This window comes from Pilosibacter rotomagensis (assembly GCF_045062245.2).
Classification (GTDB): Bacteria; Bacillota; Clostridia; order Lachnospirales; family Lachnospiraceae; genus Pilosibacter.
In genome coordinates this window covers 3,279,810-3,306,375 of the sequence record NZ_CM170323.1, presented here as the reverse complement: position 1 = coordinate 3,306,375, position 26,566 = coordinate 3,279,810, and the positions used below count along the sequence as shown (strand labels likewise).

Genomic DNA, 26,566 nt, shown 5'->3' with positions numbered 1-26,566 from the left:
AATGAATATAGTGAAAAAAGCGAAAGATCGTTAAGAAAATAACAATGACGACAGTTGTGCCTCATAAAGGCCGATGATATAATGAAAATGTGTGAAAAGGAACACAGACAGCATATGCAATATGGAAGACAGGATGGTAAGGCTATGAAAGGGAAGATTTTAACAGGCGCGGGGCTGCTGCTGATCGCGGCGGCTCTTCTTCTTACTGTTTATAATATAAGAGAATCAGACCGGGCCGGAGCAGAGTCAGAGGAGATGGTGGTCCGGATGGAGTCACTGACAGCAGCTCTGCCGGAGCGGCTGGAGACGGAGAAAAAGGAACCGGTGCCGGAATATAAGAAGAATCCGGAGATGGAAATGCCGACAGTGGAGGTAAACGGACAGGAATGTGTGGGGATGATCGAGATTCCGGCGCTGGGGCTCAAGCTTCCGGTCATTAGCGAGTGGAGCGACGCGAAGCTCAAGAAAGCCCCGTGCCGCTACAGTGGTTCCGCGTACTTAAAGAATATGATCATCGCCGGACATAATTACCGCACTCATTTTTCCGGCATCAAGCGCCTGAATCCGGGCGATTCCGTAGTATTCACAGATGCGGACGGAAATATATTTTCCTATGAAGTGGCGGAGATCGAGACGGTTGGCGGCTATGACATCGAAAAGATGGAAGCCGGGGACTGGGATCTGACACTGTTTACCTGCACGAATAAGGGGAAGGCGCGGGCTGCGGTGAGATGCAGGGAGATTGAGAAATAGAGAGGAGTATTTTTACTTGAAATGCTCTCAGGGAAACAAAGGGTCTGTGTACGGAAACAGGGAAAGTGCCTTCGGAGAGGGTGTACTTTCCCTGTTTTTTGCTGTTACATCTGGAAGAGATGACCGGCGGCAGATTTCGCAGATCAAATATTATTTTTTATAAAAACAGTTTCCGCCAACAATTTTATAGGAAGAATAACTGCCGGTTGAGGCGCGTTTGGCGGCTTTGAAGAAGAGGTAGTCGCCGATATTGTTGGAGCCGGCCAGAGCATCTTTGGTGGCCTTTATGCAGGACTTGGACGGGCCTTTTGCCAGGTATTTGTCCAACAGGCCGGAGGTCGCGCCGGGGAACTGGCCGTCGGCGTAGATCACGTCGGAGATCGTTTTGCCCCACTTTTTGGATTTTACACGGTTTACGATGCAGCTTGCCACGGCGAGCTGGTCCTCATAGCGGTCATCGCCAGTCTCCATCGCGACGCAGGCTGCCATCAGGTAGATCTCATCTGCGGTGGCGGAGATCACATAGGACGGTGCCGCAGAGGTTCCGTTTCCGGATGCGCTCAGCGCTGCGGACTCTTCCTTTGCGTCGACAGCGGCAGCAGGAACCGGGCCAATGGAGGCATATTTACTGGAAATATAGCCGTTTGTGTCGGCGGAGAGCTGAACCTTTGCCCAGCCGTCAGATTCACTTAAGACAGGGAAGGAATCGCCTTCAGCCGCCTGTTTTAAGATTGCGGAATCTGTGGTTGGGGTCTCGCGGACATTTAAGGTCGTTGCGGTGATCTTTGCGGATAAGAGACCGAGCTCTTTTGCTAACGGCTCGATATCTGCTCCAAAGAGCAGATACTTGTCGCTCATCCATCCTTCAATTTTTCCGGAACGGACCTTCGTCCAGCCATCTTTCTTCTCTAATACGGTTCCGCCCGCTCCACGGTAACACTTTCCGACGATCTCTCCGTCCGTGGACGGTTTCGTCCGCATATTTAACGGTTCACTTGTCACATTTGCCACGGCAAGATTGTCGTAGGCGGATGCGGCGAGAGATGGAAAAGCCGGGAATGCGGTGGAAAGGAACAGGACAGATGCGGCGGCAGCCGCTTTTAAAAGAAGCTTCTTTGAAAAGTCAGGAATCAGATTCTGTAATTTTCTCATGCAAAATTTCCTCATATCAGTTGAATATCCCGCTTGTATTACGGGAATTGTTTCAAATATTACAAAATTATTACAAAAACAATATATCAAAAATGAAGAAAATTGTCAAGTTAGTGTAGCAAACAGAGAACGGAAGCTGATTGTTGTTTAAAGCGGGCTGGAGTTTGAATAATCTAACCAAAACTTTTAACACCAATAAGGTGTGAATCGCATTTTAGGTATGGGAAGTCTTAGCAGTCTGAAAATACAGATTTACAAAGAGAGACAAATTCATTCATAGCGCTTGTAAGATACATTCCTTTTCGAAATGAGATGTATAAAGGGCAAATAACTCTATGCAAAGGCCTCAGGTACGTTATATTGAAAGAAGAACTTAAAGCTGCGATATTGGTGGATGTAAGTACGGAGCATCCCATTTCAGCTTGAATTAATTGAAGTATAGTATAATAGTCAAATACCTCAAAATATTTGCTTGGAAAAAAATTTTCACTTTGAAAAACAAGCTCACTAAGCTTTCTGCCGCCTTGAGAAGCATAATGGAGAATAAAGGTATCATTAGAAAAAGCGTGAAGTGAAACAGCAGGTGCTTCTCGCCAACTTTTCCCGGCAAATTTTTTTGCATAAGGATGAGAAGGAGGAAGTGCAAGTAATTCTTCGCCGGTACATAACTTGATTTGCTGAAGAGAAGGATAAAAGACACTGTTGATCATAAAATCAGCGGAACCATCAAGTACAAGTTGATACAGCTCTTCCCGATTGCTGCCATGAACCAGTTTAAAATCAACATTAGGAAGACGCTGCTTCATTTGAAGCATTAAAGGGACTAAAAATAGCTGGGTGCGCATGGGTGACATTGCAAGAGTAATACGTCCGGTATTATTTTGCTTAAGTTCGTATAGTTGATTTTTGAAATCTTTATCCATCAGAACAAATTTTTTCAGTTTGTCATAGTATAATTCTCCCTCAAAAGTTATTTTTAAAGGGGTGACATCACGATTGAATACAGGACAACCTATATTGGCCTCTATAGATGATAGCCGTTGACTGAGTGCAGGCTGCGATATAAATAAGGTTTTACAAGCAGCAGTAATATTACCTGTTTTTTTGATTGCGGATAGAGTTATATATTCCATGTGATAATCATTCATACTCGGTCCTCATTTCTATATAAGCATTTTCTTATCGGATATATAATATATATTTGATTTGTATTATACACTGTATTGCCGTATAATTCAATCATACAAATATATTTGTAAAAAAATAAACAGATAACTATCCAATAGAAAGAGATGGTGAAAAATAATGACATTAAATCTGCAAAAATACGTGGAAAGTATTATAAAAAAGAAAATTGAAACATATCATATTGTAGTGCGTCAACATAATCAGGAAATAGGGAGATTTGATTGGAGAGATAATCGTAGAGACAATATACATTCAGTCAGTAAAAGTTTTTTAAGCGTTGCAATCGGCATGGCTGTAGAAGAGGGAATTTTGTCTCTGGATGAAAAACCTGCTGTTATTTTTAAAGATAAACTTCCAGATCATCCATCAGACAATCTAATGAATATTACAATTAGAGATATGATAATGATGGCAACAGGGCATGATTATTTTGTACTTCAGGGATATTCAGGAGATCCTAAATATCCAGGACGTGATGAGCTTAGAGGAGAAGACTGGGTAAAATACGCATTGTCATTTGATGTGCCATATGCTCCAGGAACACATTGGAAGTATAATAATTTTGGACCATATCTTTGCTCGGTTATCATCCAGGATCGAACAGGTCAAAATTTGAGAGATTATCTTGTGCCTCGATTATTTGATCCGTTGGATATTATTAATCCGCAATGGTTTCAGTCTACCGCAGGATATACTCTTGGTTGTGGAGGACTTCATTTAAATACATATGAGCTTTCAAAATTTGGTCAGTTGCTTTTAAACAAGGGTAATTGGAATGGTAAACAACTTGTATCAGAAGCGTGGATCAATACAGCAACTTCTAATTTGATATCAAATGATATTCCGGGAGAAAAGCTTGGCGTGGATGAAAAAGCCGGATATGGATATTTTTTCTGGAGATGTGCTCGTGATAATGCATTTCGTGGCTATGGATGGGGAGGACAATACCTCATAGTAATTCCTGATCTTGACGCCTGCATTGCAATCATGTCTCATGATTTTAATAATCAGGCACTTTTAGACAGTGTATGGGATCATGTCATTCCTCTTTTGAAAGAGAGTATTTAATATTTGAACACAATTGATAACAAGTTTTATATACAGTTTGTTTGGGGGAAAATATATGAATAGTGAATCAAGAAAAAAAATTCAATTTCCGCATTCGTACGTTATTATCATCTGTGTATTGTTATTTGCATGTATTATGACTTATGTGATTCCCGCAGGAGAATATGCCCGCTATGAGAACTCTGCTGGCTTGACGGTAGTAGATCCAGATACATTTAAGTTTGTACCCAATACTCCGGTAGCTTTATGGCGTGTACCCGAACAGATTATGAACTCTGCGGCTAAAAATGCTACGGTTGTTTTTTCGATCTTTATAATCGGAGGGGCATTTGGCGTAATCTTGGCGACAGGAGCGTTTGAGGCTTTAACAGCCAAAATGGCAAAACGCTTTGCAGGCAAAGAAACCTGGCTGATTCCTGCATTTAGTTTGATTTTTGCATTGGCGACAACAACTATGGCTAATAACCAATTTATTGGTTTTGCACCGATAGGAGTAATGGTTGCACTTGCGTTTGGGTTTGATGCAGTTGTTGGATGCGGGATGATCTGCTTGGGAGGAGCAATTGGATTTTCTACGGGTACTTTTAATGTAAATACTACTGGAATCGCGCAGGAAATAGCGGAGCTTCCACTGTTCTCAGGTCTTTGGCTTCGCTGTATAAGCTTTGTGATCTTTCTGGTCGTTACAGACATTTATCTTATTTCCTATGCAAAAAAAATTAAGGCAGATCCCAGAAAAAGTGTTATGTATGGTTTACAGACAAACAATACAGATGAGGCAAAAACAATAGATGATTTTCAAAAAATGAATAAAAAACATGTAATTGTGTTGTTGACGATCCTTGCATTCTTTATTGTATTGATTTATGGCTGTGCGAACTATAAATGGGGGCTTGCAAAAGTTTCGGTTGTATTTATGTATATGTCAGTGGCTTCTGGGCTGTTGTATGGTTTTGGACCAAGCCGCATTGCTAAAGAGTACATAAAAGGAATGAAGGACATGACAGAGCCTGCAATTATTATTGCAATGGGATGTGCGACAACTTTGATTCTGTCAGAAGGTCATGTTCTGGATACCGTTGTACGTTCATTGGCACAGGGAATTGGATATCTTCCATATATTCTGCGTGCTCCGGGAATGTATATTCTTCAGACTGTCACCAATTTTTTTATTGTCGCGGGAAATGCACAGGCAGCCGTTGCCATGCCGATTATGGTTCCGGTTGCGGATATGGTAGGAGTCAGCAGACAGACAGCTGTTCTTGCATTTAACTTTGGAGATGGATTGAGCAACTATATTCTACCGCATTCATCAGCACTTATGGGATTTATTGGAATGGCCAATATACCATATGATCGTTGGATGAGATTTATGCTTAAACTATTTGCTATTTGGGCAGTAGTAGCAATGATAATTGTAGCTTTTGCGTCTGTGATTCAATATAGTTAGAAGCAGAATGGATCATGAACTATTAGCAGTAGGATCTTGTGAAGTCTATGACACATTCATTACATATAAACTTAGCAAGAACGTTGCCGATAAAGTTTTAAGCTTGCTGGTATTGCTGCTCGAAATACTAGAAACGAAAAATGGGAATGCTGACAGTCAAAAATCAGCATTCCCATTGATATTTTTTGAGGTCCACGTGCATCGCGTCCTTCAGCTCCACGCCTTCCTGTCGCAGCAGAAATGCCTGTTCCGGCCAGCCGGGGACGAGGCGGCCGGCGTGGTTTACGACGCGGTGGCAGGGAAAATCTCCGTAGTTTGAGGCGTGGGAGAGGACCCGGGCCACGAGGCGGGAGTTTTTGTCCCTGCCGATGAGACGGGCGATCTGGCCGTAGGTGGCGACGGTTCCCTCGGGAATCTCCGCGACTACGGACAGGACTTCGTATGCGAAATCTTCAGTGAAACGGGCGGATGCTGCCATATTACTGCGTCTCCTTCTGCTCTTCCCACATTTTCACCGGCATGCCGTTGACTTCCACGTTGTCCTCGACCGCTATCACAAGGCAGCGGCGGCCGCCGATGAACTTCGTTTCTACAAGATCTAACCGATCCGGATTGACCTTGATGTCTACGTCCGGTGTCTTCACGGCAAACTTTCCGGTTCCTGTGATGGCCGGGACGAGGATCGCGGTATTTTCTCCGGCAGCTTCCTCGTAGACTTTATCAAAGTGCTCCAGACGTTCCGGCTCCACACCACTCTTTTCGAGAAGATCTTTTACTTCCGGCTTTGTGAGAGTCAGCGGAACTTCGTCTTCCTTATGCTCCTCCGCAAGCTCCGTAAGGTTTTCGTGGATCTGGCGGACAGTCTCATAGTTGCATTCCTCTCCCAGCGTATCGGTCAGGATCTCCTGAAACGCTTCTTTCTGGGACTTAAAGGAGATCGGTGTCGGCGCACCGAGGCAGGCATCAATAAATTCAGAGTGGAGCTCCTCCGGGTTTTTTGAGAAATACAGGACGCTGTGAATATCGCTGCTGCGGTCATTAAATGCAGGGAACAGGAATCCGGTCATCGGGGTCTGTACCCACCAGTCCCGCGGGCGCTCCTCAATTGCATTGGTCGTTTCATTATAAGAAAGACCGGGCTCGGAGAGCTTTACCGGGCAGATGCAGCAGAGGATATGGTTGTAGACCTCCTCGGATGCGTCGAACATTTCCTCGTTGTCGGACGCTTTCCCCGGAACATCGTAGGCGCTGTGGATCAGGATGATATAGTAATTTTCTCCGTACTCATAATTTTCGATCACCTTATTATAGAAGCTATCCACAGTCTCGTCGTCCGCGAGTTTTTCATCACGGAGTTTCATGAGAAGCTCGTGGGCGCTGTCCGGACCTTCGTCGTGGATCGAGTACTCCAGATTATGGAGATTTTTTCCGATTCCCCCGGACAGGGATTTCTTGAAGATCTCGTAGTATTTAAAGATCTCCTCCTCGGACAGGGCGAAGAACGCCTCCTTTAAGGTCGTTTTGATCTGCTTTTCGGCATCAACGTAGCATCCGCAGATGCGGGTGATGGCGTTGTTGTCCTTCTTGAATTGCTTCTTTATTTCTGAAATTTCACGTTTATTCATAATATGTATCCTTTTCAAACAAATTCCAGTCATAAAGGATCTTACGTTTTGCTGTAAATGCAATGGAAGATGAAAGTATGGCTGGAGAAAAAATCATTGATGATCGATAAATCCTGATTGACAGCGATGTGCAGCTGTTGTGCCGAGCACAGGAGAATGAAAGGCAGCTGGCAAATAAATAGCTGTGAAGACATCTACTTATTTAATAGCTTCTCCGCATAATACATTGCAGCCACATGAACCGCCTGTACAAGCCCGCCGTTTGTCATCAGCTTTTTCGTTTCCTCGGCGGACATCACGACGATCTCCAGATCCTCGGTGGCATCGAGATGCTGTCCGCTGACCCTCTTACAGTCTGTGATCAGATAACAGTGGGCGAAATTGCTGATACACGCCGCGTTTGGCGCGACCTTGCAGAGAAATACCGGCTCGCTTCCGGCATAGCCGGTCTCCTCGAAGAGTTCCCTCGCAGCCCCGGCTGCGGGATCCGCATCTGTCGGCTCCATGCATCCGGCAGGAAGCTCCAAAAGGATCTGTCGCGTTCCATGGCGGTACTGGCGCACGAAGATAAAGTCCCCGTCAACGGTGACAGCGACCACGACAACAAAGTCCGGCACATCATTTACATAAAATGGAGAGATCTTCGTGCCGTCCGGCAGCGCACAGTCGTCGGCGTGAAGATCGATCCAGCGGTCCTTTATGATCGTTTTGGATCCGTTGCAGATCCACGGTTTAATCGACATAACCTTTTCCTCCTAAATCAGGACAAATATAACCTAAAATCCAGTCTGCGCAAGGGGACAGAACAATTTAACGAATTGCCGAACCGGCAAAATGTTCAGGCAGACAAAAGATGACGGAGAGCAGAATGCCATACTGCGATCAGCCTCACTATAATGCGATTAAGCTCTCATCATCCGGTACATAAATATTTCCGCTGTAATAGCGTTTTCCCTCACTCTTATAAAGACGTTCCCTTCCGGCAACATTGCTGTCCTCCGTGTGCCAGAGAACGAGGTTCGGGATCCCGAGAGACTCCGCAAGTTCACAGGCGTCCTTCACGGTGCTGTGATGCTTTTCATACGGCTTCCAGATATCGCGCTCCGCATAGAGGCAGAACGCCTCGTGGAGCAGCCAGTCACTGCCGCGCACATACTGTTCACAGTCCGGATTGTACGGCTCATCTCCGACACAGGTGAGTTTTCTTCCATTATTTAATGTCAGCGTAAAGCCGAACTGTTTTAATTTCGTGGAGTGGATATCGAAGAACGTCACATCATAGCTTAAAATATGGCGCGTCTCCCCGTCCTTCACTTCCTCCAGATGGATCCGGTCACCGATCATGTTGTAAAACTTATCCTGGATCGTCAGGCGGCAGAGTGTTTTGATCGTCTCGATCAACTCTGCGTGGCAGTAAATGTGGGCGTCCCCGATATACTGGTCCTTTTTCATCTTTGTTGCGATCATGCGGATCATCCAGACGATGCCGAGTACATGGTCTGTGTGGGCGTGGGTCACGAAAATGTGGTGGATCCGCTCTAAGGGAACCTGCATGTTGTCCAGGATCTTTAAGATCCCGTTTCCGCCGCCGGCATCCACCATAAAATATTCGTCCCCGTCGCGGAGCGCAAAGCATGTATTATAAAGGTTGGTAACCGTGGCATTTCCGGTACCAAAAACGTAGAGAAGCTCGCTGTCCATGAAAATCTCCTTTTCTTCCTGCTCATAAGTGCCGTGCCGTCCAGATCGGCGATCATCACTGTCTGCATCGGCCGGACACCAGATTCTTTGGTTGAGTTTTGAATATGAATATGTTACTATAAAATAAATGGAAAAGCAATTCCCGGGCGGTTAAATTTTTAACCTGTAAGGTGGAAGAAGAGCATGAAAAGCTCCGCAAAAACCAGAAAAAAGCTGTTGTTTTTCATGGCCGAAAGTTTCTAAAATGAAAATTCTCTACCATACAGTAATTAGTGCAGAGTTGGCCGATTTGGAATGCGAATCATCGGCAAAATTCCGCTGCGGAGCACAGACGGAGGTGCTGTGTACTGTAACAGGATTTAAATATCCGGGAAATCGCAGGGAGGAAAACAGAGACAATGAGAGATTTGGACTATCTGAAGCTGCTTGCAAAAGAGTATCCGACTGTGAAAGCGGCCTCCAGTGAGATCATCAACCTGATGGCGATCCGCGGACTTCCGAAAGGAACCGAGTATTTCTTCAGCGACCTGCACGGGGAATACGAAGCGTTTATTCACCTGCTCCGCAGTGCGTCCGGTATTATCCGCGAGAAGATCTCGGAGACCTTCGGGTATGTGATCTCGGACGAAGAGGAGATCGCTCTTGCAAACCTGATCTACTATCCGGAGCGGAATATCCGGAAGATCCAGAAAGCGGGAAAATTTACAGAAGACTGGCAGAGAATTACGATCTACCGTCTGGTGCGCATCTGTAAAGAGGTTTCCTCGAAATTTACGAGATCGAAAGTTCGTAAAAAAATGCCGCCGGCATTCGCTTATATCATCGATGAGCTCCTTCATGTGGACTACAATGATGATAATAAGAAAGTTTACTATGACGAGATCATCCACTCCATCATCGACATCGAGATGGGTGACCAGTTCATCATGGCACTCTGCAACCTGATCCAGAACCTGACAGTGGACAGCCTTCACATTATCGGTGATATCTTTGACCGTGGACCGCGCGCGGACATTATCATGAATGAGCTCATGCACTTCCACGACGTGGATATTCAGTGGGGCAACCATGATATCTCCTGGATGGGTGCGGCGACCGGCAACCTGGCGTGCATCTGCAACGTGCTCCGGATTGCGATCCGTTACAATGGATTCGATGTCCTGGAGGATGGATATGGGATCAACCTTCGCCCCTTATCCATGTTTGCGGCGAAAGTTTATAAGGATGATCCGTGTGAGCGGTTCATGCCGAAGATCCTGGATGAAAATATCTACGACGCAGTAGATCCGGGTCTTGCTGCGAAGATGCACAAAGCGATCACAGTGATCCAGTTCAAGGTGGAAGGTCAGATCACGAAACGCCATCCGGACTATCAGATCAATGACCGGATCCATCTGGAACATATCAACTTTGAAAAAGGAACAGTAAATATCCACGGAAAAGATTACAAGATGCTGGATATGAACTTCCCGACGATCGATCCGAAGGATCCGTTAAAATTCACAAAGGAAGAGCAGGAGCTGATCTACAATCTGGCGCTCTCGTTCCACCACAGTGAGACACTTCACCGTCATATCCGTTTCGTATATTCCCACGGCGCAATGTACAAGAGGTGCAACGGAAACCTGCTGTACCATGGCTGCATCCCGATGAAAGAGGACGGTACCTTCGAGGAGCTGAAGCTGAAAGGGATCATCTATTCCGGAAAACGTCTGCTCGACTATATCGAGGACGCGGTGAAGATGGCATATTTCCTGCCAGAGGATGACCCGACGAAAGACTGGTACCGTGACTTTATGTGGTATTTATGGTGCGGTCCGAAGTCCCCGGTATACGGAAAGGACAATATGGCAACCTTTGAGAACTACTTTGTCGCTGACAAGGCAGCTGCGAAGGAAAATATGAACCCGTATTATAAACTGAGTGAAAAAGAGGAATTCTGTAATAAGATTCTCAAGGAGTTCGGACTTCCGGTGGAAGGTTCCCACATTATCAATGGACATGTACCGGTAAAATTAAAGGATGGTGAGAGCCCGATCAAGGGAAACGGAAAACTCTTCGTCATCGACGGCGGACTTTCCAAGTCCTACCAGCCAAAGACGGGGATCGCAGGTTATACCCTGATCTTCAATTCCCATCATCTGGCGCTTGCGGAGCACAAACCGTTTGACAGGGATCATGAAAATACACCGAAGGTCACGATCGTAGAGAAAATGAAAAAACGTGTGATGGTCGCGGATACCGATACCGGAAAAGAACTTGCGGCAAAGATCGCGGACCTGAAGGAACTTGTGGCAGCATACAGAGGCGGCATCATTAAAGAAAAACTGGAGTAGAATTGCATGAACAAGGACGAATTTTTAAGACGCTTAGAGGACGCGCTTTCGGGTGAAGTCCCGGCGTCCGTGATCCGCGAGAACCTAAATTATTACGCGGATTATCTTTCCCAGGAACTCGGGAAAGGACGTACCATGGACGAGATCATAGAGGAGATCGGCGAGCCGAATATCGTGGCGCGCACGATCATCAATTCCGCGGAGGCTGCGGGAGAGACCGGAGATGGTCATGGAAGCTTTGAGGATGCGTCCTCGCGGGACGACGACAGAAGAAGCACTTACAGCCAGGGAAGTTATCAGAACGGCTCCGCGCCGAATATCCATTATTTCGATCTGAATAAGTGGTACTGGAAATTGGCCCTTGTTGTGATCCTGTTTCTTGTGATCTCCGTAGTGTTCAGCATTATGGGCGGCGTGTTCTATCTCCTGATCCGGTTTTCAGGACCGATCCTGATGTGCCTGATCATTTACTGGATCGTTAAGAATTTCCGGGGAAGATAGCAAAGTAAATATAATGAACAGGCAGTCGGAGCTGTGAGCTGCAGATGCAGGCACGGAAAACGGTGGACCGATTCATGAATTTAAAGCCGGAAATGTCTGAAAAGCCTTGATTTTACTGAAAGAATCAACAGATTACAGGATGTTACAATTGAAATAAGTTATGTAAACAGGTGCGGCGTTCTCTGTTGGGAGCGCCGCATTTTTGCCACAAAACTGGTGATTTTCGCCTAAATTATTAAGAGTTTATGAATTCCTTTGTTTTTATTGACAAAAGAGGCCATAGGAAATATAATTTGTTTGTAACAAAACGTAACATATTTGTAACAAACCTTACAAACTATGAAAGCTTTAAAATAAGAGGATTTCAATGACAAATAAACTTTTCAGAACTTTAAAGATCACCTGTTTATGTATGGCTTTAACCGCAGCGCTTCCGATCGTTTCCTTCGCGGATGAGCAGACTGCAGTGAATGAAAATAAAAAAGTAGTAACGATCATCCACCTCGATGAAAACGGAAATCCGTTAGAAAAGGACAAGCAGACAGAGACAACGACAGAGAGTTCTGAAGAGAATACCGATACAGCTTCCGAAGAGAAAAACACAGACGATACTGCAGCTGACAGTGCGGAGGCAGAAGAGGCAGACGCAGATGAGGAAAATGCGGATGACGAGGAAGTATTAGAGGCAGAGGTCGATGTTGAGGATGACCTCCGCTCCGAGATTGTTACATATGCACTTCAGTTTGTAGGAAACCGTTACAAATACGGTGGAACAAATCCGAATACCGGTGTTGACTGTTCCGGATTTACTTCCTATGTAATGCGTCACGCAGCAGGCGTAGAGCTCCCGCATTCTTCCGGCGGACAGTCCCGTATGGGTCGTGTGGTAAGCAGCTCCGAGATGCGCCCGGGTGATATTATCAGCTATGGTTCCGGAAAGAGGATCAACCACGTTGCCCTCTATATCGGAAATGGACAGATCGTACATGCCTCCACAGAGAAGACCGGAATTAAGGTTTCCAGATGGAACTACCGTACACCAGTGAGGATCGTGAATGTACTTGGTGACTAACCTGAAAATTGGATAAAGGATAAAAGGATAAAAAAACCTCCCTGACGAATAGAAAACGTCAGGGAGGTTTTTGCATCTATGGCGGTAAAACGGTGAAAGAAAGCTATTTTTTTCGGTACCCCGCGTGCAGGATCAGACGAAATACTCCGGCCCGTTCCAGCGTTTTCGCCACAAGGAAGAAGATCAGGGAATCCACCGGCCATTGGATCAGATTTTTGATCGCGCGGGCAGGCAGAAGTGCGAGAAAACCTTTTCCATTTAGAAGCGTCAGCCAGTAGGTCGCGAGGATGATGTTGCAGATGATGATCACAACGAGTTTGGCTGTGAGGATCCTCGGAAGCGAGAGCTTCTTTTTATAGAAGAACAATCCGTAGAGGAATGCGGCCAGCATGGCATCAAAGGTAAAACCGGGCATGAAGCCGCCGTCCGGTTTCAGCATGAATTTGATCACGTCCATCGCGCCTCCGAAGAGACAGCCGACGACCGGGCCGAAGAGGTAGTCCACGAGCATGTTCGGGATCGAGCCGAAGCCGATCTTTAAGTTGGGTGTGATCTTTAAGGAATAGTAGCCGAGAACAACGGCGAGGGCACCGAACATGGCGCAGGTGGTGATGGTTGTGACCTTTTTAAATTCGCGGGATGATTCATAGATCCTGGAAAAGAGGTCGTTCGAGCTGTTTTGCATAAAAAAATACCTCCTTTGCAGATTTTCGGACCACAACAGGAGATAATCGAACGGTCACAGACACAAAAGGTATCTGCAAACTATCTTCTGATGCAGCGGGATGCGATATGTGCACCGCGGGAAATTCCCTTCGTCCTGCCAGCAACTCCCTGTCTGGCGGGCACTTGACGCGCACACGTCTACTCTGCATGTTTGTTTGATTTTCAGGGCGGTTGGCGCTCTGATGCCATTACAGTATCATGAAATGGGAAGATTGTAAAGAAGAACTTTGACGGGTCGGGGAAAATGGGATAAGTCACCAGAAATGACGATTGTAATGGAGAGACTGTGAGTGCGGATATGAAAAAGAGGTGAGAAATGGGGATTTTTCTCACCTCTAAAAACTTAAACTACGGTGTCTGGAGGGAACCGTCAAAGTTTCTTGTCTGTGTCCATGTGGTTACCGGATGTGCCGGCGGGTATTTCTTAGCGGCTTCTTCGTCGATCTCTACGCCGAGACCCGGAAGATCATTTCCGTATACAAAGCCGTCATTTCCGTACTCCGGCATGTTTTTAAATACTTCATGCAGCGCTTCATCCGCGTCGTGGCCTTTACTCTGCTGAAGGAAGTCATATGTCCGGACTCCGCTCCACTCCTGAAGACCAAAGTTCGGGATCGCAAGATCAATATTGATAAGCGCGGAAGCTGCAACCGGAGACAGATCCGGCGGGCAGTGCCAGCAGGTACGAACGCCGAACTCTGCGGCGAACGCGGCCATGCGGAGCGCAGGAGTGATTCCTCCAATATCGGAAATGTGAGCGCGGAGGTAATCGACGCTTCGATCGATCACGGCATTGTGCCATTCATTGTTATTCACATACAGTTCGCCGTGGCTTAAAGGCGTTGTACAGTAGTTGTGGATCTCTCTCAGCCAGCTGATATTTTCCGGTGAAACGACATCTTCTAAGAAGAATAGTCGGAACTGATCCATTTCTTTACAAAAACGTCGTGCCTCGATCGGATTGATGCGTTCGTGGACATCATGGATGAACTCCAGAGAATCACCGAAGTGGGAACGAAGCTTTTCGAACATTTTAATTGTGTTCTGCATGTATTCCGGAGAATCAATGTAGGTGCCGATCTGAGCGCCTTTTGCTGCCTGCTTCGGAGGCTCGCCGAATGGAGTTCCACCGTAGATTCCGTTCTGGCATCGCACGTAGCGAAGCCCGATCTCCTGATACTTTTCAACATTATCAATCAGTTCTTCGATGGTTCCACCGTCAGCATGCTGGTATACCGGGATACCGTCTCGGAGTTTCCCGCCCAATAGCTGATAGACGGGCATATTTGCCATTTTTCCCTTGATGTCCCAGAGCGCCATGTCAACACCGGAGATCGCATTGTTTTCAATTGGACCAGATCTCCAGTATGCATTCTGATGCATAAGCTGCCAGAGATCGGAGATACGGTCTACATCACGACCGATCAGTAATGGTTCAATATACTGTTCAATCAGATTTTTAATAGTAGCTGTACGATATGAAAAGGTAGCACAGCCAAGACCGTATAAGCCTTGTTCGGTTGTTTCTACTTTTACAACGAGAAGATTGATACCGCCGGGAGCAGTTTCGATGACCTGGACGGAACGGATTTTTGGAAGCATAATATTTCCTCCTTATGAAGTCAAATGCAATATAGGTAATACAAGTTCACTATAAATGATTTTCGAATAAAAGACAAGCAAAAAACAAAAAAAGATAAAAATAGTGCATAATGTCCAAAAAAATGGGAGAATAATGCACTATATGCATAAAAATGCGCAGAGCGACGTTGGAATATTGACACACAACATGAGACGTGGTACTATTAACTTGTATTACAAATAAATGCAAAAACTCAATGGAGGGAATGTTATGAAAAGAAAATTGGCAATCGTTTTAGCAGCGGCAATGGCGGCAATGTCCATGACAGGATGTCTAAACAATGCGTCAACTACGACGACATCCCAGACAACTGTGGCAACTGCGGAAATCTCATCAGAAGCAGAAACCAATGAGACAAAGAAAACATCGGAGGGAGAAGACTACACATATCAGTTTGATGCATCAAATGTTGAAAAACATACATTTTCTTTATCAACAACAGCACCTAGCGGAAGCGCACTGGCAGATGTGACTCACCATTTTGCTGATAAAGTAGAAGAGCTTTCTGATGGAAGGATGAAAGTAGATGTATTTGAGGGCTCTGCACTGGGAACTGAGGCGCAGAATCTGGAGGCATTAACGGCCGGTACACTGGATATGGCAGTAATTGCAGTTGAATTCTATGTAAACTCTATTCCTCAGTTAGGCGCACTGATTCTTCCGTATATGTATGATGATTATGATCAGGTACAAAAAGTGCTTGAAAGCGAGGCGGGCGAATACGCGTCTGAACAGCTTCGCAACGTTGCGAAAGTACAGAACCTTGGATATTATGTAATGGCATTTCGTAATATGTACACAACAAAACCAATCAATAGTGTTGATGATTTAAAGGGATTCAAGATGAGAGTTCCGGAATCTTCCCTGTATGTAGATACATTCCGTATGTTAGGGGCAGCTCCAACTCCGTTAGCAACTGGTGAGATTTACACAGCAATAGATACTGGCGTCGTAGATGGCGTTGAGAATACTCCGGATGGCTGTTTACATTTGTCGTGGTTTGAGGTTGCACCATACTTCAATAAGACAAACCATCTGAACGCTCCTACAACATTCTCAATGTCGGCATCTGTTTTCGATAAATTAAACGATGATGAAAAGAACTTATTATTGCAGGCGGGTCTGGACGCCTCCCATTATGGTTTGGAATCTACCAAGACTTCTGATGCTGAAAACCGTAAGGCATTGGAAGAAAAGATGACATTCGTTGATTCTGATGTTGAATCCATGCGCGCGATGATTGATTACAACGCATATGATTTTATGCAGTCCGACGAGGCAAAGAAATTATTTGAGCTGGTACAGAAGAATAAGTGATTTTGGATAAAACTTGTGAATATTGATTCGCATGTACAGGTGGGCGGTGTCAAGTCTGCCCACCTGATTTTTTTAGGGATATTCTGTTTGATGTCAGTGGAGGAATTTCGCGATGGAAGTGTTGAAGAGGGTAAAGAAAGTCATAGATGAATTATTGTTATGGGTAATTATTTTTTTGTTTTTGATGATGTTTGGAATAACCAATCTGAATGTTATTATGCGTTATTTCTTTAATAGCCCGATTGTCTTTTCTGTGGAAATGGGACGTTATTGTTTCGTATCGATTATATTCTTGGGAGCAATCTTTACAACGAGGGAGGATCGTCATATTCATGTGGATTTTTTCACAGGCATGTTCCCTGAAAAGATACAGGAAATAATTGCACAATTTGGACGTTTTTTAATGGTGGTGTTTTTTGGAATCACCACAATATATACGTGTCGTATGGCAATACTGAATATTTCGGTTTCTTCATCGGCAATGAAAATTCCAATGGCGATTCCATACGGAATTATGGCATTTGGATGTGCGGGTATTGTATTAGAATCTGCTATTAACATAATAGAATTTCATTTGGGATTGAAAAAACATAAGAAAAATATTGAGGAGGAAATGTAAATATGTCAGTATTGTTGATATCTTTTTTTGCACTCCTTCTGATTGGAGTTCCGGTTGCAGCTGTTATGGGAATTTCTTCCATGCTGTATCTGCTAACGAGAGGAACTGATATCCTCACAATTCCGCAACGCATGTTTGCTGGCGCTGATTCTTTTACTTTGATGGCGATTCCGTTATATATTTTCGCAGGAGAAATTATGAACCGCTGTGGAATTACAAGAAGAATTTTTAAATTCGCCTCAGAAATTGTAGGATTCTTGCCAGGCGGTCTTGCTTTGGTAAATGTCCTCGCATCAACTATGTTTGCGGGAATTTCGGGTTCAACTTCTGCAGACGTTGCTTCTTTAGGCGTCATGGAGATTGGGGGGATGACGGAGGCAGGATACAGCAAATCATATTCGACAGCTATTACATGTGCGTCAGCGACGATTGGTTCCATTATCCCTCCGTCCATTCTAATGGTACTTTATTCTTCTATTACGGGGATTTCTTGTGGTAAATTGTTTGTGGCTGGAATGATTCCTGGAATTATGGTATCCGTATCACAAATGATATATTGTCTTTATAAAGCAAAGACTGATCCGGAGAACTGCGATGGTAACTATCGGCCAAAGTTTAATTCCCATAATCTTCTTGTTGCAGCGAAGGATGCCATTCCGGCTATGATTATGCCAGTGATTATTATTGGCGGTACATTATCAGGTGTGTTTACCGCAACAGAGGCTGGTGCTGTCGCTGGTCTGTATGGCGTTATTATTGGTGTATTTTATTACAGAGAATTTCATTTTCATGATATGATCGAAACAATTAAATCTACAGCGTTTACAGTTGGACAGAGTTCTCTAATTTTTGCAGCAACAAGTGCTTTCAGCTATTGTATTGCGATTTTACAGCTTCCGAATAAGTTAAGCATATGGATTTCTGGACTTACAACAAACGTTTATATTATTATGTTCCTAATGATCCTCGCTATGATGATCATCGGCTGCTTTATGGATACGACTCCGGCGGCAATCATTATGGTACCAATCTTCCAGCCATTGGCGGCGAGCTTCGGATTTGACCCGATTCATTTTGGAATGGTTATGGTTCTGACATTTATTTTCGGTGGAATTACTCCGCCTGTCGGTGCGACTCTCTTTATTGCAAGTTCGGTTGGTCAGATCTCCTTGGCGAAGCTCGTAAAAGAAATGTGGCCGTTGATTCTTCTTTTCTTCATTGTAATGATGCTTGTGGCATATATTCCGGCAATATCAACATTTCTTCCAACGCTGGTAGCATAAGATAAGCATTTTTTCGTAAGGACTTGCGTTTTAGAATCTATACATTTAGAATAGAGACATAAAAACTCATTTAAAAGGAGTTATATATATGGACAAACCTGAAAATGTGATAGATCATATTATGCAATACATGAAGAGTAAAATTGATGATGGAAGTTGGGCGATTGGAGAAAAAATACCATCGGAAAATGAATTGTGTAGAGAATTGGGATATAGCCGTACCAGTATTCGCAGTGCAATTCAAAGATACAATGTTTTGGGAATACTTAAAAGTGAGCGGGGAAAAGGAACATTTGTATGCTTAGATCAGGTATATCTTCCGGATCAACGAATACTCAATGCAAGTGGGTCGGTAGAAAAAATTGAAATGAAAAATTATCTGACCTGGCTACAAGCGAGAAAACTCATAGAACCGGAGATTGCATATGCGGTAGCTCAAAATGCGACACCGGAGCTGGTTAAGAAACTTCGTCAGATTAACTATGAACAACATAACGCAATTGGGAACTCTTTGTTATATAATCAGAAGGAAATGGAATTTCATATAACGATTGCCGAGGCATATGGAAATCCGATTATTTCAAATATAATACATCAAATATTGGGAAATCCTAATATGCTGACATATGGAAATGATAAATTTGGATTTCTTGGTGGAATTTATTATCATTTTCTTATCACAGACGCAATTGCGCGACATGATGCAAAAGAGGCAAAGAAACTTATGGATGAACATGATGATGTTAAAAAAAGAGTAGAGAACTTTGTACAAACGGAATAGTGGATAATATAAAGGATGTTAAATCATTGTATGGTCTAACATCCTTTATGTTTAAAAGCGCTTTTGACGAATCTAAAAGTAAAATCGTACACTTTTTTGGTGCTTTGATGCATATACATTTTGTTATCACTGATTTATAATACATCAAAGTTTGACAAAATATGAAATTTTGATGCAGGATATTTCAAATTTGAGACACAGGAGAATTACATATGCAGAAAAGTGAGGTAAAGGATCTGACAGTCGGATCGCCAATGAAGCTGATCTTAAGTTTCGCGGTTCCGATGCTGCTGGGATTTCTTTTTCAGCAATTTTATAACATGGTAGACACGATCATTGTCGGAAAATGTCTGGGAGTATCGTCTCTGGCGGCGGTTGGATCGACGGGGTCGATCAACTTTATGATCATCGGTTTCTGTACCGGTGCCTGCAGCGGATTTGCAATCCCGGTGGCGCAGAAGTTCGGTGCGGGAGATTACAAGGGAATGAGAAAGTTCGTGGCGAACGCCGGATGGCTTTCGGCGGTGTTCGCGGTGGTCATGACGACGGTCGTGGGCGCATTCTGCATGAATATTTTACAGTGGATGAATACGCCGGAGGATATTATACAGGGTGCATATGATTATATTTTTGTGATCTTCCTTGGAATCCCGGTCACCTACCTTTATAATATGCTGGCGGGAATTATCCGAAGCCTTGGCGACAGCAAGACCCCGGTCTACTTTTTGCTGTTATCGTCCCTCCTGAACATCGGTCTTGATTTCTTTACGATCCTGGGACTCGGCATGGGTGTGGGCGGACCGGCTCTGGCTACGGTAATCTCGCAGGGAATTTCGGCAGTGCTCTGTCTGATCTACATGATCCGGCACTATCCGATCCTTCATATGAAAGACGAAGAGTGGAAGCCGGACGGACGCATGCTCGGCACACTCTGCAGCATGGGGATTCCTATGGGACTTCAGTATTCCATCACGGCCATCGGCAGCGTTGTGCTCCAGACTGCGGTAAATTCTCTGGGTTCTATGGCGGTTGCGGCCGTTTCTACGGGAAGCAAGGTCAGTATGTTCTTCTGCTGTCCGTTTGATGCTCTGGGTGGAACCATGGCGACTTACGCGGGACAGAACGTGGGTGCGAAGAAGCTTGACCGTGTGAAAGAGGGACTGAAGGCGGCAAGCCTGATCGGTATCGTCTACTCCCTGATCGCGTTTGTGATCCTGTTCTTTGGCGGAAAGTATATCGCGCTTCTCTTTATGGACGCGGATCAGACGGAGATCATCGGTCGTGTGGCGATGTTCCTGATCGGAAACAGTATGTTCTACATTCCACTGACGTTTGTGAATGTGGTCCGCTTTACGATCCAGGGAATGGGATTTTCGACGTTTGCGATCCTGGCCGGTGTCTGCGAGATGGCTGCACGGTCTCTCGTTGGCTTCTGCCTTGTTCCGGTGTTCGGATTCCTTCCGGCATGTTTTGCGAGTCCGCTTGCATGGATCTTTGCGGATGCGTTCCTGATCCCGGCTTTCTTTCATTGTATGAAAAAATTAAAAGTGCTTTTTGGGGAAACGGCATAAAAGATGTTGCCTGAAAAGATCATGGACAGCGGTGCATAAAAGTTCAGGTTCGGACCATACTAGAGAATGCAGGTGCGGCAGAGGATGCCGCAGCAAAATATTTCCGCCGGTGCGTCTTACAGGCGGCCGTGGAACAACAACTCCAGGAGGTACGAAAAAAATGGCAAGAAACAGCTATGATATGGACGACAACATGAAAAACAGTGGGTCTGAGACTTACGACAAGACAAAGAACCAGAGCAGAAACAGCCAGAACCGTTCGGAGAATAACAGTCAGAACCGTTCGAAGAACAGTTCTAAGGACTCTACGGACAATGGGAGAAACTGCAAAAGATAAAAAAGATGCGGCGGTCTGACTGTGCAGGAAGCTGTGTGGAAAGATTGCGTGGTCGAACAGTCAGATCTGATAAGAATGGCGGTGGGGTGATCCTGCCGCCATTTTTGCGGTTATTGCAGACGAAAGGTATATGATTTCAGACGTTATGCGGACACAGAACGGTTCACGGCAGCTGCATAAAGCATTGAAATGTGCTGGAATTGACTGTGCAGAAAGGAACCATGTCCGGGCCGCCCGGCATATTTTAAATTAAGGATATGTTTCAGGAGAAGGAATATGTTTCGGACGATCTCGATGCAGCAGCTGGAACAACTTCTGGACGGGGAGCGGACATTCACGTTGCTGGATGTGCGGGAACAGAAGGAATATGAGGCAGGGCATCTCCTGGGGGCTGTGAACCTGCCTTATGAACAGCTGGATGAAGTGGAGGCAGAGATCACAAAAGACCGTCCTGTGGTCATCTACTGCGCCTACGGAGGGCAGAGTCTGCTCGCGGCGAGAGAACTCGCGGGACGCGGGTATGATGCGGTGAATGCACTGGGAGGACTGCATTATTACAGGGGAAAATATTATGTGGGATGCCGGGAGTAAAAGTTCCGGAAGAAAAGAAAGTGATGATTTGGCAGGGTAGGACTGTCGATTATCGAAAAAAATTCCGTATGGAATGCTTGGCATGATATGGTCACGGTCACGGGTGCTTTGCATGGTCAGAAAACTCCTGTACCGTGGACAGGAAGCCTGGATTGTAGTTTTACAGGGATTGACAGGGTGACTGCGAACCCTTAAAATTAAATGGAATACAGCCATCCGGCGAACGATACGGATGGAATGAAACTATGAAAATAAAGTGGCTGCGAATTTAAAATGGATTTTTGCTCGTAAGTTGCCATGCATCCGAAGGGAAGCTCCGGGGGAGGTTGTTCCTGTAGGTGTGAGGGTACTGAACAGTTACGTGAGCAGCTGCGCGATACATCAGAACGGAGAAAATCAGATTGAATACATTTGAATTGATCGTCCCATGCCATTTCGGCCTGGAGGCAGTGATGAAAAAAGAAATCCTGGACCTTGGATATGAGGTCAGCCAGGTGGAAGACGGGCGTGTGACATTTATCGGCGACGCGGAGGCGATCTGCCGTGCCAATATTTTCCTCAGAACAACGGAGCGCGTACTTTTAAAGGTCGGCAGTTTCCATGCAGAGACTTTCGAGGAACTGTTCCAGGGGACCCGCGCGATCCCGTGGGAGGAATATCTCCCGAAGGATGCGAAATTCTGGGTCGCGAAAGCTTCCTCCATTAAGAGCAAGCTCTTCAGCCCGTCTGATATCCAGTCCATCATGAAAAAAGCCATGGTCGAGAGGATGAAAAAGGCATATGGGATCGAATGGTTCCCGGAGAGCGGTGCAAGCTTCCCGCTGCGCGTATTCCTTCACAAGGACACGGTGACGGTAGCGCTTGACACGACCGGAGAATCCCTGCATAAGCGCGGTTACAGGACCCTGACAAGTAAGGCGCCGATCACGGAGACGCTGGCGGCGGCACTCATCATGCTGACTCCGTGGAAGAGCGACCGGATCCTCGTGGATCCGTTCTGCGGAAGCGGAACCTTCCCGATCGAGGCGGCGATGATCGCAGCGAATATGGCGCCGGGCATGAACCGGGAATTCCTCTCCGAGGACTGGAAACATCTGATCCCGAGAAAATGCTGGTATGATGCGATGGACGAGGCGAACGATCTTGTGGATCTTTCTGTCCAGACGGATATCCAGGGCTACGACATTGACGGGGACATCATCCGTGCAGCGAGAGCGAACGCGAAGGCAGCAGGCGTGGACGAACTGATCCATTTCCAGCAGCGTCCGGTGAGTGGGCTCAGCCATCCGAAAAAATACGGATTCCTGATCACAAACCCGCCGTATGGGGAGCGAATCGAGGAGAAGAAGAACCTGCCGGAGTTATATAAGACGATCGGAGAGCGTTTCGCGGCGCTTGATTCCTGGTCAGCTTATATCATCACGGCGTATGAAGATACCGAGCGCTATTTCGGACGCAAGGCGGATAAGAACCGGAAGATCTATAATGGTATGATGAAGACGTATTTCTACCAGTTCCTGGGACCGAAGCCACCGGCAAGGAAACGTGAGGAGAGAAAAGAAGAGCAGTGATAACTGCTCAGCAGGTCTGCGCACTTGTTGCGCTGACCGTAATAAAGCACAGGCTTGAAGGTGAAAATCCCATCGGCGCAGCCGACCAGGAATGGATTTTTGATCGTAACCTGCCATGCAGGACAGGGAAAATGCCGATTGCAGGCGGAATGTGGGTAAGACGGAGAAGATGAGAAGCCGAAGAAGGAAAAGACGTGGGAGCGGTCTGTGGCCCGGAGCGGTCGCAGTGTTGGCAGCAGGCATGGTTTTTGCTGCGAGGACAGAAATCCTGGATCTGGCAAAGACAGGGATCGACCTCGTAGTGGACGATGACCATCAGGAAAACAGCGCAGAGAAGCCTGATCTGAGCGTCACGGAGAATTCTGACGCTGCAGCTGATGGGGAAGAAACACTGACGGATGCCGGAGCGAACAGTACAGATGAAACGGGAGCTGACCGGAAATACATGGATGCGGACAGTGAAATTTCCGCAGATGGATCCGGGGAGCAGGAGTTTATAGAACTCCCGTCATCCTACGATCTGAGGGAACACCGGGCGATCCGTGTTTCCGACCAGGGAGATCTCGGTACGTGCTGGGCATTCGCGGCATTAAAGGCGGTGGAGACGTCCATGCCGGAATCCATGGCAGTGCCGCTCTCGGCGGACCATATGTCGATCCACAACAGCTTCGGAATCAGTCAGAATTCCGGCGGGGATTACAGTATGGCGATGGCCTACCTTCTCGCCTGGCAGGGACCTGTCTCGGAGGCGGACGATCCATATGGGGACAGCACCTCACCGGACGGTCTTGCACCGGTCTGTCATGTCCAGGAGATCAGGATCCTGCAAGCGAAGGATTATGGCGCGGTAAAACGGGCGGTATTTTTATACGGAGGCGTCCAGACATCGCTCTATCTTCCGGCGGAAAACCGTGGGGGCGACGGAAATGTCTGTTATAAAGGCAGCGAGGAGCCGAACCATGACACCGTGATCATCGGCTGGGATGACGATTATCCGAAGGAAAAGTTCGCATCAGCTCCGGAGTCGGACGGGGCGTTTCTCTGCATCAACAGCTGGGGAGAAACCTTTGGGGATGGTGGATTTTTTCATGTCTCCTACGAGGACAGCCGGATCGCGGAGAGCAGTATCTCCTATCGCGGGATCGAGCCGTCGGATAATTATGACAGGAATTACCAGAGTGATCTCTGCGGATGGACCGGTCAGATGGGCTATGGAGAGCCGGACGCATGGATGGCGAACGTGTATACAGCAGAGTCGGAGGAGACGCTGGAGGCAGTGGGATTTTATGCCACGGCGCCGGACACGGAATACGAAGTGTATGTGTTTGACGGGGACAGTTTCCGTGAACATGTGGAAAACGGTGTGAAATTTCAGGTGGACAGTGGAAAAGTCCTGGCATTCGGCATGGTCACGGATGCAGGATTTTATACGGTCCGCCTGGCAAAACCGCAGACGGTGAATGCAGGAGAGCCGTTCGCTGTGGCAGTTAAGATCCACACGCCGGGGACAACGCAGCCGGTGGCGGTGGAGTATGCAGGCAGCGGGCGGACAGGAAATGTTGACATAAGTGACGGTGAGGGGTATATTAGTTTTGATGGCGGCACATGGGAGCGGACCGAAGAGTCAAAGGGATGCAACGTGTGCCTGAAAGCCTACAGCAGGATCATTGGAAAGTGAGAAGAACATGGAACATAAGATTGTTTTTGCAACATCAAATGCCGGAAAGATGCGGGAGATCCGTGAGATCTTAAAGGACCTCGGAGCGGAGATCCTGTCGATGAAGGAGGCAGGCGTGGATGTTGATATTGTGGAAGATGGAGATACATTCGCGGCAAATGCGTTAATTAAGGCAAAAGCTGTTTGGGAGAAGACCGGTGGGATCGTTCTCGCGGATGATTCCGGGCTTGTGATCGATGCCTTAAACGGGGAGCCGGGCGTCTACTCCGCGCGGTATATGGGGGAGAAGACTTCCTATGAGATCAAGAACTGGAATCTGATCCATCGTCTGGACGGTGTCCCGGAGGAGAAGCGCACGGCGCGCTTCGTCTGTGTGATCGCAGCGGTCCTTCCGGATGGAAGAACCTTGACAGCGGAGGGAACGATGGAAGGCGTGATTGCGCATGAACCGGCTGGTGCCGGCGGATTCGGCTATGATCCGATCCTGATGCTTCCGGAATACGGGAAGACATCGGCGGAGATCACTATGGATGAGAAGAATGCCATCAGCCACCGCGGTAAAGCGCTTCGGGCGATGAAAAAATGTCTTGCAGAAGAAATCGGAGAGTAAGGTATGAAAATTCTGATCGTGAGCGATACCCACAGAAGAGATGGAAATCTCAGGGCAATTATTGAAAAACAGTCCCCGTTCGATATGCTGATCCATCTGGGGGATACCGAGGGCAGCGAGATCTATTTTAAGGAATGGGTGAATAATGATAACTGCGTGATCCATGTTGTGCGCGGAAATAATGATTTTTTTTCCCAGACAGACAAGGAGAAGGAGATCTCCATCGGGAAATACCGGGCATTTCTGACTCACGGTCACATGTACGGCGTATCGTTTGAGCTGGAGACGATCAAGGAAGAGGCGAGAGCCAGAAAGGTGGATATTGTCATGTTTGGCCATACCCACAAGCCGCATCTGGAGTACTGTGAGGATGGGCTTGTGGTGCTGAATCCGGGAAGTCTTTCTTATCCGAGACAGGACGGGAGAAAACCATCGTATATGCTGATGGAGATCGACCGGAATGGGGAGGCGCATTATACGGTCTGTTATGTGGATCAGGATCGGGATGTTCCGTCGGGGTTGTATTAAGTGGATTCATATTGGCGAGGGGGACGCGGTGAGCTTCCGCCTAGGAGCGCCCAGGGATGCGGGGATGGTTCCGCTAAGCTCCCGGGAGACTGCTAAGGGCGGGACACAGATACCGCAAACTCGCTTCGCTCAGACAGTGCGGTCTCTGCGTCCCAACGCAGTCACCCGCGAGCTAAGAGGAACCAGATCCCCGGATCAAGGCACTCCTGGGCGGAAGCTCACCGCTGGTAGTGTCGAGAATACAGTCACCCTTTGCTGAAACAGTTATACCTGCGAGTTAAGAAAAAGTAGATGCCTGGATCGAGGTCCTTAGTCAGAAGCTTCCCGCTGACTGCAGTGACGGTCGCGGGTTTTAATGGCTTGGAGGGTAACGTGGACTGCAATTTTATTGGAAGATTTCAAAAAAATGGTTGACAATCTATCGCGTTCACGGTATAATTTTAAACGCATTTAGTGAACTTTTGCT

25 protein-coding genes and 1 riboswitch are annotated in these 26,566 nt (G+C 46.5%); of the genes, 17 read left to right on the top strand and 8 right to left on the bottom strand.

What is annotated here, in order from left to right:
* Positions 1–144: 144 nt before the first annotated feature.
* Positions 145–753, top strand: a complete 609-nt coding sequence (locus ACI3EW_RS14855) for a sortase (RefSeq protein ID WP_405579405.1) — start codon at positions 145–147, stop codon at positions 751–753.
* 150 nt (positions 754–903) lie between these two features.
* On the opposite strand, the gene ACI3EW_RS14850 is transcribed toward ACI3EW_RS14855, so the two are convergent.
* On the bottom strand, positions 904–1,905 hold the full coding sequence (locus tag ACI3EW_RS14850) for an SH3 domain-containing protein (RefSeq protein WP_405579408.1): 1,002 nt from the start codon (positions 1,903–1,905) through the stop codon (positions 904–906).
* 230 nt (positions 1,906–2,135) lie between these two features.
* Complete coding sequence (locus ACI3EW_RS14845) at positions 2,136–3,053, bottom strand: LysR family transcriptional regulator (RefSeq protein ID WP_405579411.1); 918 nt, start codon at positions 3,051–3,053, stop codon at positions 2,136–2,138.
* A 157-nt stretch (positions 3,054–3,210) separates the two neighbouring features.
* On the opposite strand from ACI3EW_RS14845, the gene ACI3EW_RS14840 reads away from it, so the two are divergent.
* Positions 3,211–4,161, top strand: coding sequence for a serine hydrolase domain-containing protein (locus ACI3EW_RS14840; RefSeq protein ID WP_118650393.1), 951 nt, complete (start codon positions 3,211–3,213; stop codon positions 4,159–4,161).
* A gap of 55 nt (positions 4,162–4,216) precedes the next feature.
* Positions 4,217–5,611 (top strand): YfcC family protein, encoded by a 1,395-nt coding sequence (locus ACI3EW_RS14835; RefSeq protein WP_118321904.1) that lies wholly within the window; start codon positions 4,217–4,219, stop codon positions 5,609–5,611.
* A 163-nt stretch (positions 5,612–5,774) separates the two neighbouring features.
* On the opposite strand, the gene ACI3EW_RS14830 is transcribed toward ACI3EW_RS14835, so the two are convergent.
* From ACI3EW_RS14830 to ACI3EW_RS14815, 4 genes are all read right to left on the bottom strand, one after another.
* Positions 5,775–6,089 carry an MGMT family protein gene (locus ACI3EW_RS14830; protein WP_118650392.1) on the bottom strand — a complete coding sequence of 105 codons (315 nt, stop codon included), beginning with the start codon at positions 6,087–6,089 and terminating at the stop codon, positions 5,775–5,777.
* A gap of 1 nt (position 6,090) precedes the next feature.
* A complete protein-coding gene (locus ACI3EW_RS14825) occupies positions 6,091–7,236 on the bottom strand; it encodes a DUF4317 domain-containing protein (RefSeq protein WP_405579415.1) in 1,146 nt (381 codons plus the stop codon).
* Between the two features lie 194 nt (positions 7,237–7,430).
* Positions 7,431–7,979: an NUDIX hydrolase gene (locus tag ACI3EW_RS14820; RefSeq protein ID WP_118321907.1), complete on the bottom strand. Its 549-nt coding sequence runs from the start codon at positions 7,977–7,979 to the stop codon at positions 7,431–7,433.
* A gap of 148 nt (positions 7,980–8,127) precedes the next feature.
* Positions 8,128–8,937, bottom strand: a complete 810-nt coding sequence (locus tag ACI3EW_RS14815; RefSeq protein ID WP_118297270.1) for an MBL fold metallo-hydrolase — start codon at positions 8,935–8,937, stop codon at positions 8,128–8,130.
* A gap of 398 nt (positions 8,938–9,335) precedes the next feature.
* Between ACI3EW_RS14815 and ACI3EW_RS14810 the strand changes: the two genes are divergently transcribed.
* From ACI3EW_RS14810 to ACI3EW_RS14800, 3 genes are all read left to right on the top strand, one after another.
* Positions 9,336–11,273: a fructose-1,6-bisphosphatase gene (locus tag ACI3EW_RS14810; RefSeq protein ID WP_118531114.1), complete on the top strand. Its 1,938-nt coding sequence runs from the start codon at positions 9,336–9,338 to the stop codon at positions 11,271–11,273.
* Between the two features lie 6 nt (positions 11,274–11,279).
* Positions 11,280–11,774 carry a DUF1700 domain-containing protein gene (locus tag ACI3EW_RS14805; RefSeq protein WP_405579420.1) on the top strand — a complete coding sequence of 165 codons (495 nt, stop codon included), beginning with the start codon at positions 11,280–11,282 and terminating at the stop codon, positions 11,772–11,774.
* A 367-nt stretch (positions 11,775–12,141) separates the two neighbouring features.
* Positions 12,142–12,846 (top strand): C40 family peptidase, encoded by a 705-nt coding sequence (locus tag ACI3EW_RS14800; RefSeq protein WP_118531110.1) that lies wholly within the window; start codon positions 12,142–12,144, stop codon positions 12,844–12,846.
* A gap of 103 nt (positions 12,847–12,949) precedes the next feature.
* On the opposite strand, the gene ACI3EW_RS14795 is transcribed toward ACI3EW_RS14800, so the two are convergent.
* On the bottom strand, positions 12,950–13,531 hold the full coding sequence (locus tag ACI3EW_RS14795; protein ID WP_118531108.1) for a folate family ECF transporter S component: 582 nt from the start codon (positions 13,529–13,531) through the stop codon (positions 12,950–12,952).
* A 91-nt stretch (positions 13,532–13,622) separates the two neighbouring features.
* Positions 13,623–13,720: riboswitch (THF riboswitch) on the bottom strand.
* A gap of 200 nt (positions 13,721–13,920) precedes the next feature.
* Positions 13,921–15,174 (bottom strand): enolase C-terminal domain-like protein, encoded by a 1,254-nt coding sequence (locus tag ACI3EW_RS14790; RefSeq protein WP_405579424.1) that lies wholly within the window; start codon positions 15,172–15,174, stop codon positions 13,921–13,923.
* A gap of 250 nt (positions 15,175–15,424) precedes the next feature.
* On the opposite strand from ACI3EW_RS14790, the gene ACI3EW_RS14785 reads away from it, so the two are divergent.
* From ACI3EW_RS14785 to ACI3EW_RS14735, 11 genes are all read left to right on the top strand, one after another.
* Positions 15,425–16,531 carry a TRAP transporter substrate-binding protein gene (locus ACI3EW_RS14785; protein ID WP_182432919.1) on the top strand — a complete coding sequence of 369 codons (1,107 nt, stop codon included), beginning with the start codon at positions 15,425–15,427 and terminating at the stop codon, positions 16,529–16,531.
* A gap of 112 nt (positions 16,532–16,643) precedes the next feature.
* A complete protein-coding gene (locus ACI3EW_RS14780) occupies positions 16,644–17,150 on the top strand; it encodes a TRAP transporter small permease (RefSeq protein WP_118735686.1) in 507 nt (168 codons plus the stop codon).
* 2 nt (positions 17,151–17,152) lie between these two features.
* Positions 17,153–18,433 carry a TRAP transporter large permease gene (locus ACI3EW_RS14775; RefSeq protein ID WP_118735687.1) on the top strand — a complete coding sequence of 427 codons (1,281 nt, stop codon included), beginning with the start codon at positions 17,153–17,155 and terminating at the stop codon, positions 18,431–18,433.
* Between the two features lie 88 nt (positions 18,434–18,521).
* Entirely contained in the window at positions 18,522–19,214 is a 693-nt protein-coding gene (locus ACI3EW_RS14770; protein WP_118735688.1) for a FadR/GntR family transcriptional regulator, read from the top strand.
* Between the two features lie 212 nt (positions 19,215–19,426).
* Positions 19,427–20,785, top strand: coding sequence for an MATE family efflux transporter (locus tag ACI3EW_RS14765; RefSeq protein WP_405579429.1), 1,359 nt, complete (start codon positions 19,427–19,429; stop codon positions 20,783–20,785).
* Positions 20,786–20,945: 160 nt separating this feature from the next.
* Entirely contained in the window at positions 20,946–21,122 is a 177-nt protein-coding gene (locus ACI3EW_RS14760) for a hypothetical protein (RefSeq protein ID WP_182426430.1), read from the top strand.
* A gap of 276 nt (positions 21,123–21,398) precedes the next feature.
* The gene (locus ACI3EW_RS14755) at positions 21,399–21,713 is read left to right on the top strand and encodes a rhodanese-like domain-containing protein (RefSeq protein WP_118531104.1); all 315 of its coding nucleotides are present in this window, start codon (positions 21,399–21,401) and stop codon (positions 21,711–21,713) included.
* A 401-nt stretch (positions 21,714–22,114) separates the two neighbouring features.
* Positions 22,115–23,284 (top strand): THUMP domain-containing class I SAM-dependent RNA methyltransferase, encoded by a 1,170-nt coding sequence (locus tag ACI3EW_RS14750; protein ID WP_118297262.1) that lies wholly within the window; start codon positions 22,115–22,117, stop codon positions 23,282–23,284.
* A gap of 169 nt (positions 23,285–23,453) precedes the next feature.
* Positions 23,454–24,962, top strand: coding sequence for a lectin like domain-containing protein (locus ACI3EW_RS14745; protein WP_405579434.1), 1,509 nt, complete (start codon positions 23,454–23,456; stop codon positions 24,960–24,962).
* Positions 24,963–24,969: 7 nt separating this feature from the next.
* A complete protein-coding gene (locus ACI3EW_RS14740; protein WP_118297378.1) occupies positions 24,970–25,572 on the top strand; it encodes an XTP/dITP diphosphatase in 603 nt (200 codons plus the stop codon).
* A 3-nt stretch (positions 25,573–25,575) separates the two neighbouring features.
* Positions 25,576–26,100, top strand: coding sequence for a metallophosphoesterase family protein (locus tag ACI3EW_RS14735; RefSeq protein WP_405579437.1), 525 nt, complete (start codon positions 25,576–25,578; stop codon positions 26,098–26,100).
* The last annotated feature ends 466 nt before the right edge of the window (positions 26,101–26,566 follow it).

Coding starts and splice junctions, on each gene's coding strand:
- ACI3EW_RS14845 (WP_405579411.1), bottom strand. CDS start 3,053: ATGAATGATTATCACATGGAATATATAACTCTATCCGCAATCAAAAAA.
- ACI3EW_RS14855 (WP_405579405.1), top strand. CDS start 145: ATGAAAGGGAAGATTTTAACAGGCGCGGGGCTGCTGCTGATCGCGGCG.
- ACI3EW_RS14735 (WP_405579437.1), top strand. CDS start 25,576: ATGAAAATTCTGATCGTGAGCGATACCCACAGAAGAGATGGAAATCTC.
- ACI3EW_RS14800 (WP_118531110.1), top strand. CDS start 12,142: ATGACAAATAAACTTTTCAGAACTTTAAAGATCACCTGTTTATGTATG.
- ACI3EW_RS14745 (WP_405579434.1), top strand. CDS start 23,454: ATGAGAAGCCGAAGAAGGAAAAGACGTGGGAGCGGTCTGTGGCCCGGA.
- ACI3EW_RS14760 (WP_182426430.1), top strand. CDS start 20,946: ATGGCAAGAAACAGCTATGATATGGACGACAACATGAAAAACAGTGGG.
- ACI3EW_RS14780 (WP_118735686.1), top strand. CDS start 16,644: ATGGAAGTGTTGAAGAGGGTAAAGAAAGTCATAGATGAATTATTGTTA.
- ACI3EW_RS14810 (WP_118531114.1), top strand. CDS start 9,336: ATGAGAGATTTGGACTATCTGAAGCTGCTTGCAAAAGAGTATCCGACT.
- ACI3EW_RS14755 (WP_118531104.1), top strand. CDS start 21,399: ATGTTTCGGACGATCTCGATGCAGCAGCTGGAACAACTTCTGGACGGG.
- ACI3EW_RS14785 (WP_182432919.1), top strand. CDS start 15,425: ATGAAAAGAAAATTGGCAATCGTTTTAGCAGCGGCAATGGCGGCAATG.
- ACI3EW_RS14740 (WP_118297378.1), top strand. CDS start 24,970: ATGGAACATAAGATTGTTTTTGCAACATCAAATGCCGGAAAGATGCGG.
- ACI3EW_RS14770 (WP_118735688.1), top strand. CDS start 18,522: ATGGACAAACCTGAAAATGTGATAGATCATATTATGCAATACATGAAG.
- ACI3EW_RS14840 (WP_118650393.1), top strand. CDS start 3,211: ATGACATTAAATCTGCAAAAATACGTGGAAAGTATTATAAAAAAGAAA.
- ACI3EW_RS14790 (WP_405579424.1), bottom strand. CDS start 15,174: ATGCTTCCAAAAATCCGTTCCGTCCAGGTCATCGAAACTGCTCCCGGC.
- ACI3EW_RS14775 (WP_118735687.1), top strand. CDS start 17,153: ATGTCAGTATTGTTGATATCTTTTTTTGCACTCCTTCTGATTGGAGTT.
- ACI3EW_RS14835 (WP_118321904.1), top strand. CDS start 4,217: ATGAATAGTGAATCAAGAAAAAAAATTCAATTTCCGCATTCGTACGTT.
- ACI3EW_RS14830 (WP_118650392.1), bottom strand. CDS start 6,089: ATGGCAGCATCCGCCCGTTTCACTGAAGATTTCGCATACGAAGTCCTG.
- ACI3EW_RS14850 (WP_405579408.1), bottom strand. CDS start 1,905: ATGAGAAAATTACAGAATCTGATTCCTGACTTTTCAAAGAAGCTTCTT.
- ACI3EW_RS14805 (WP_405579420.1), top strand. CDS start 11,280: ATGAACAAGGACGAATTTTTAAGACGCTTAGAGGACGCGCTTTCGGGT.
- ACI3EW_RS14795 (WP_118531108.1), bottom strand. CDS start 13,531: ATGCAAAACAGCTCGAACGACCTCTTTTCCAGGATCTATGAATCATCC.
- ACI3EW_RS14820 (WP_118321907.1), bottom strand. CDS start 7,979: ATGTCGATTAAACCGTGGATCTGCAACGGATCCAAAACGATCATAAAG.
- ACI3EW_RS14765 (WP_405579429.1), top strand. CDS start 19,427: ATGCAGAAAAGTGAGGTAAAGGATCTGACAGTCGGATCGCCAATGAAG.
- ACI3EW_RS14815 (WP_118297270.1), bottom strand. CDS start 8,937: ATGGACAGCGAGCTTCTCTACGTTTTTGGTACCGGAAATGCCACGGTT.
- ACI3EW_RS14825 (WP_405579415.1), bottom strand. CDS start 7,236: ATGAATAAACGTGAAATTTCAGAAATAAAGAAGCAATTCAAGAAGGAC.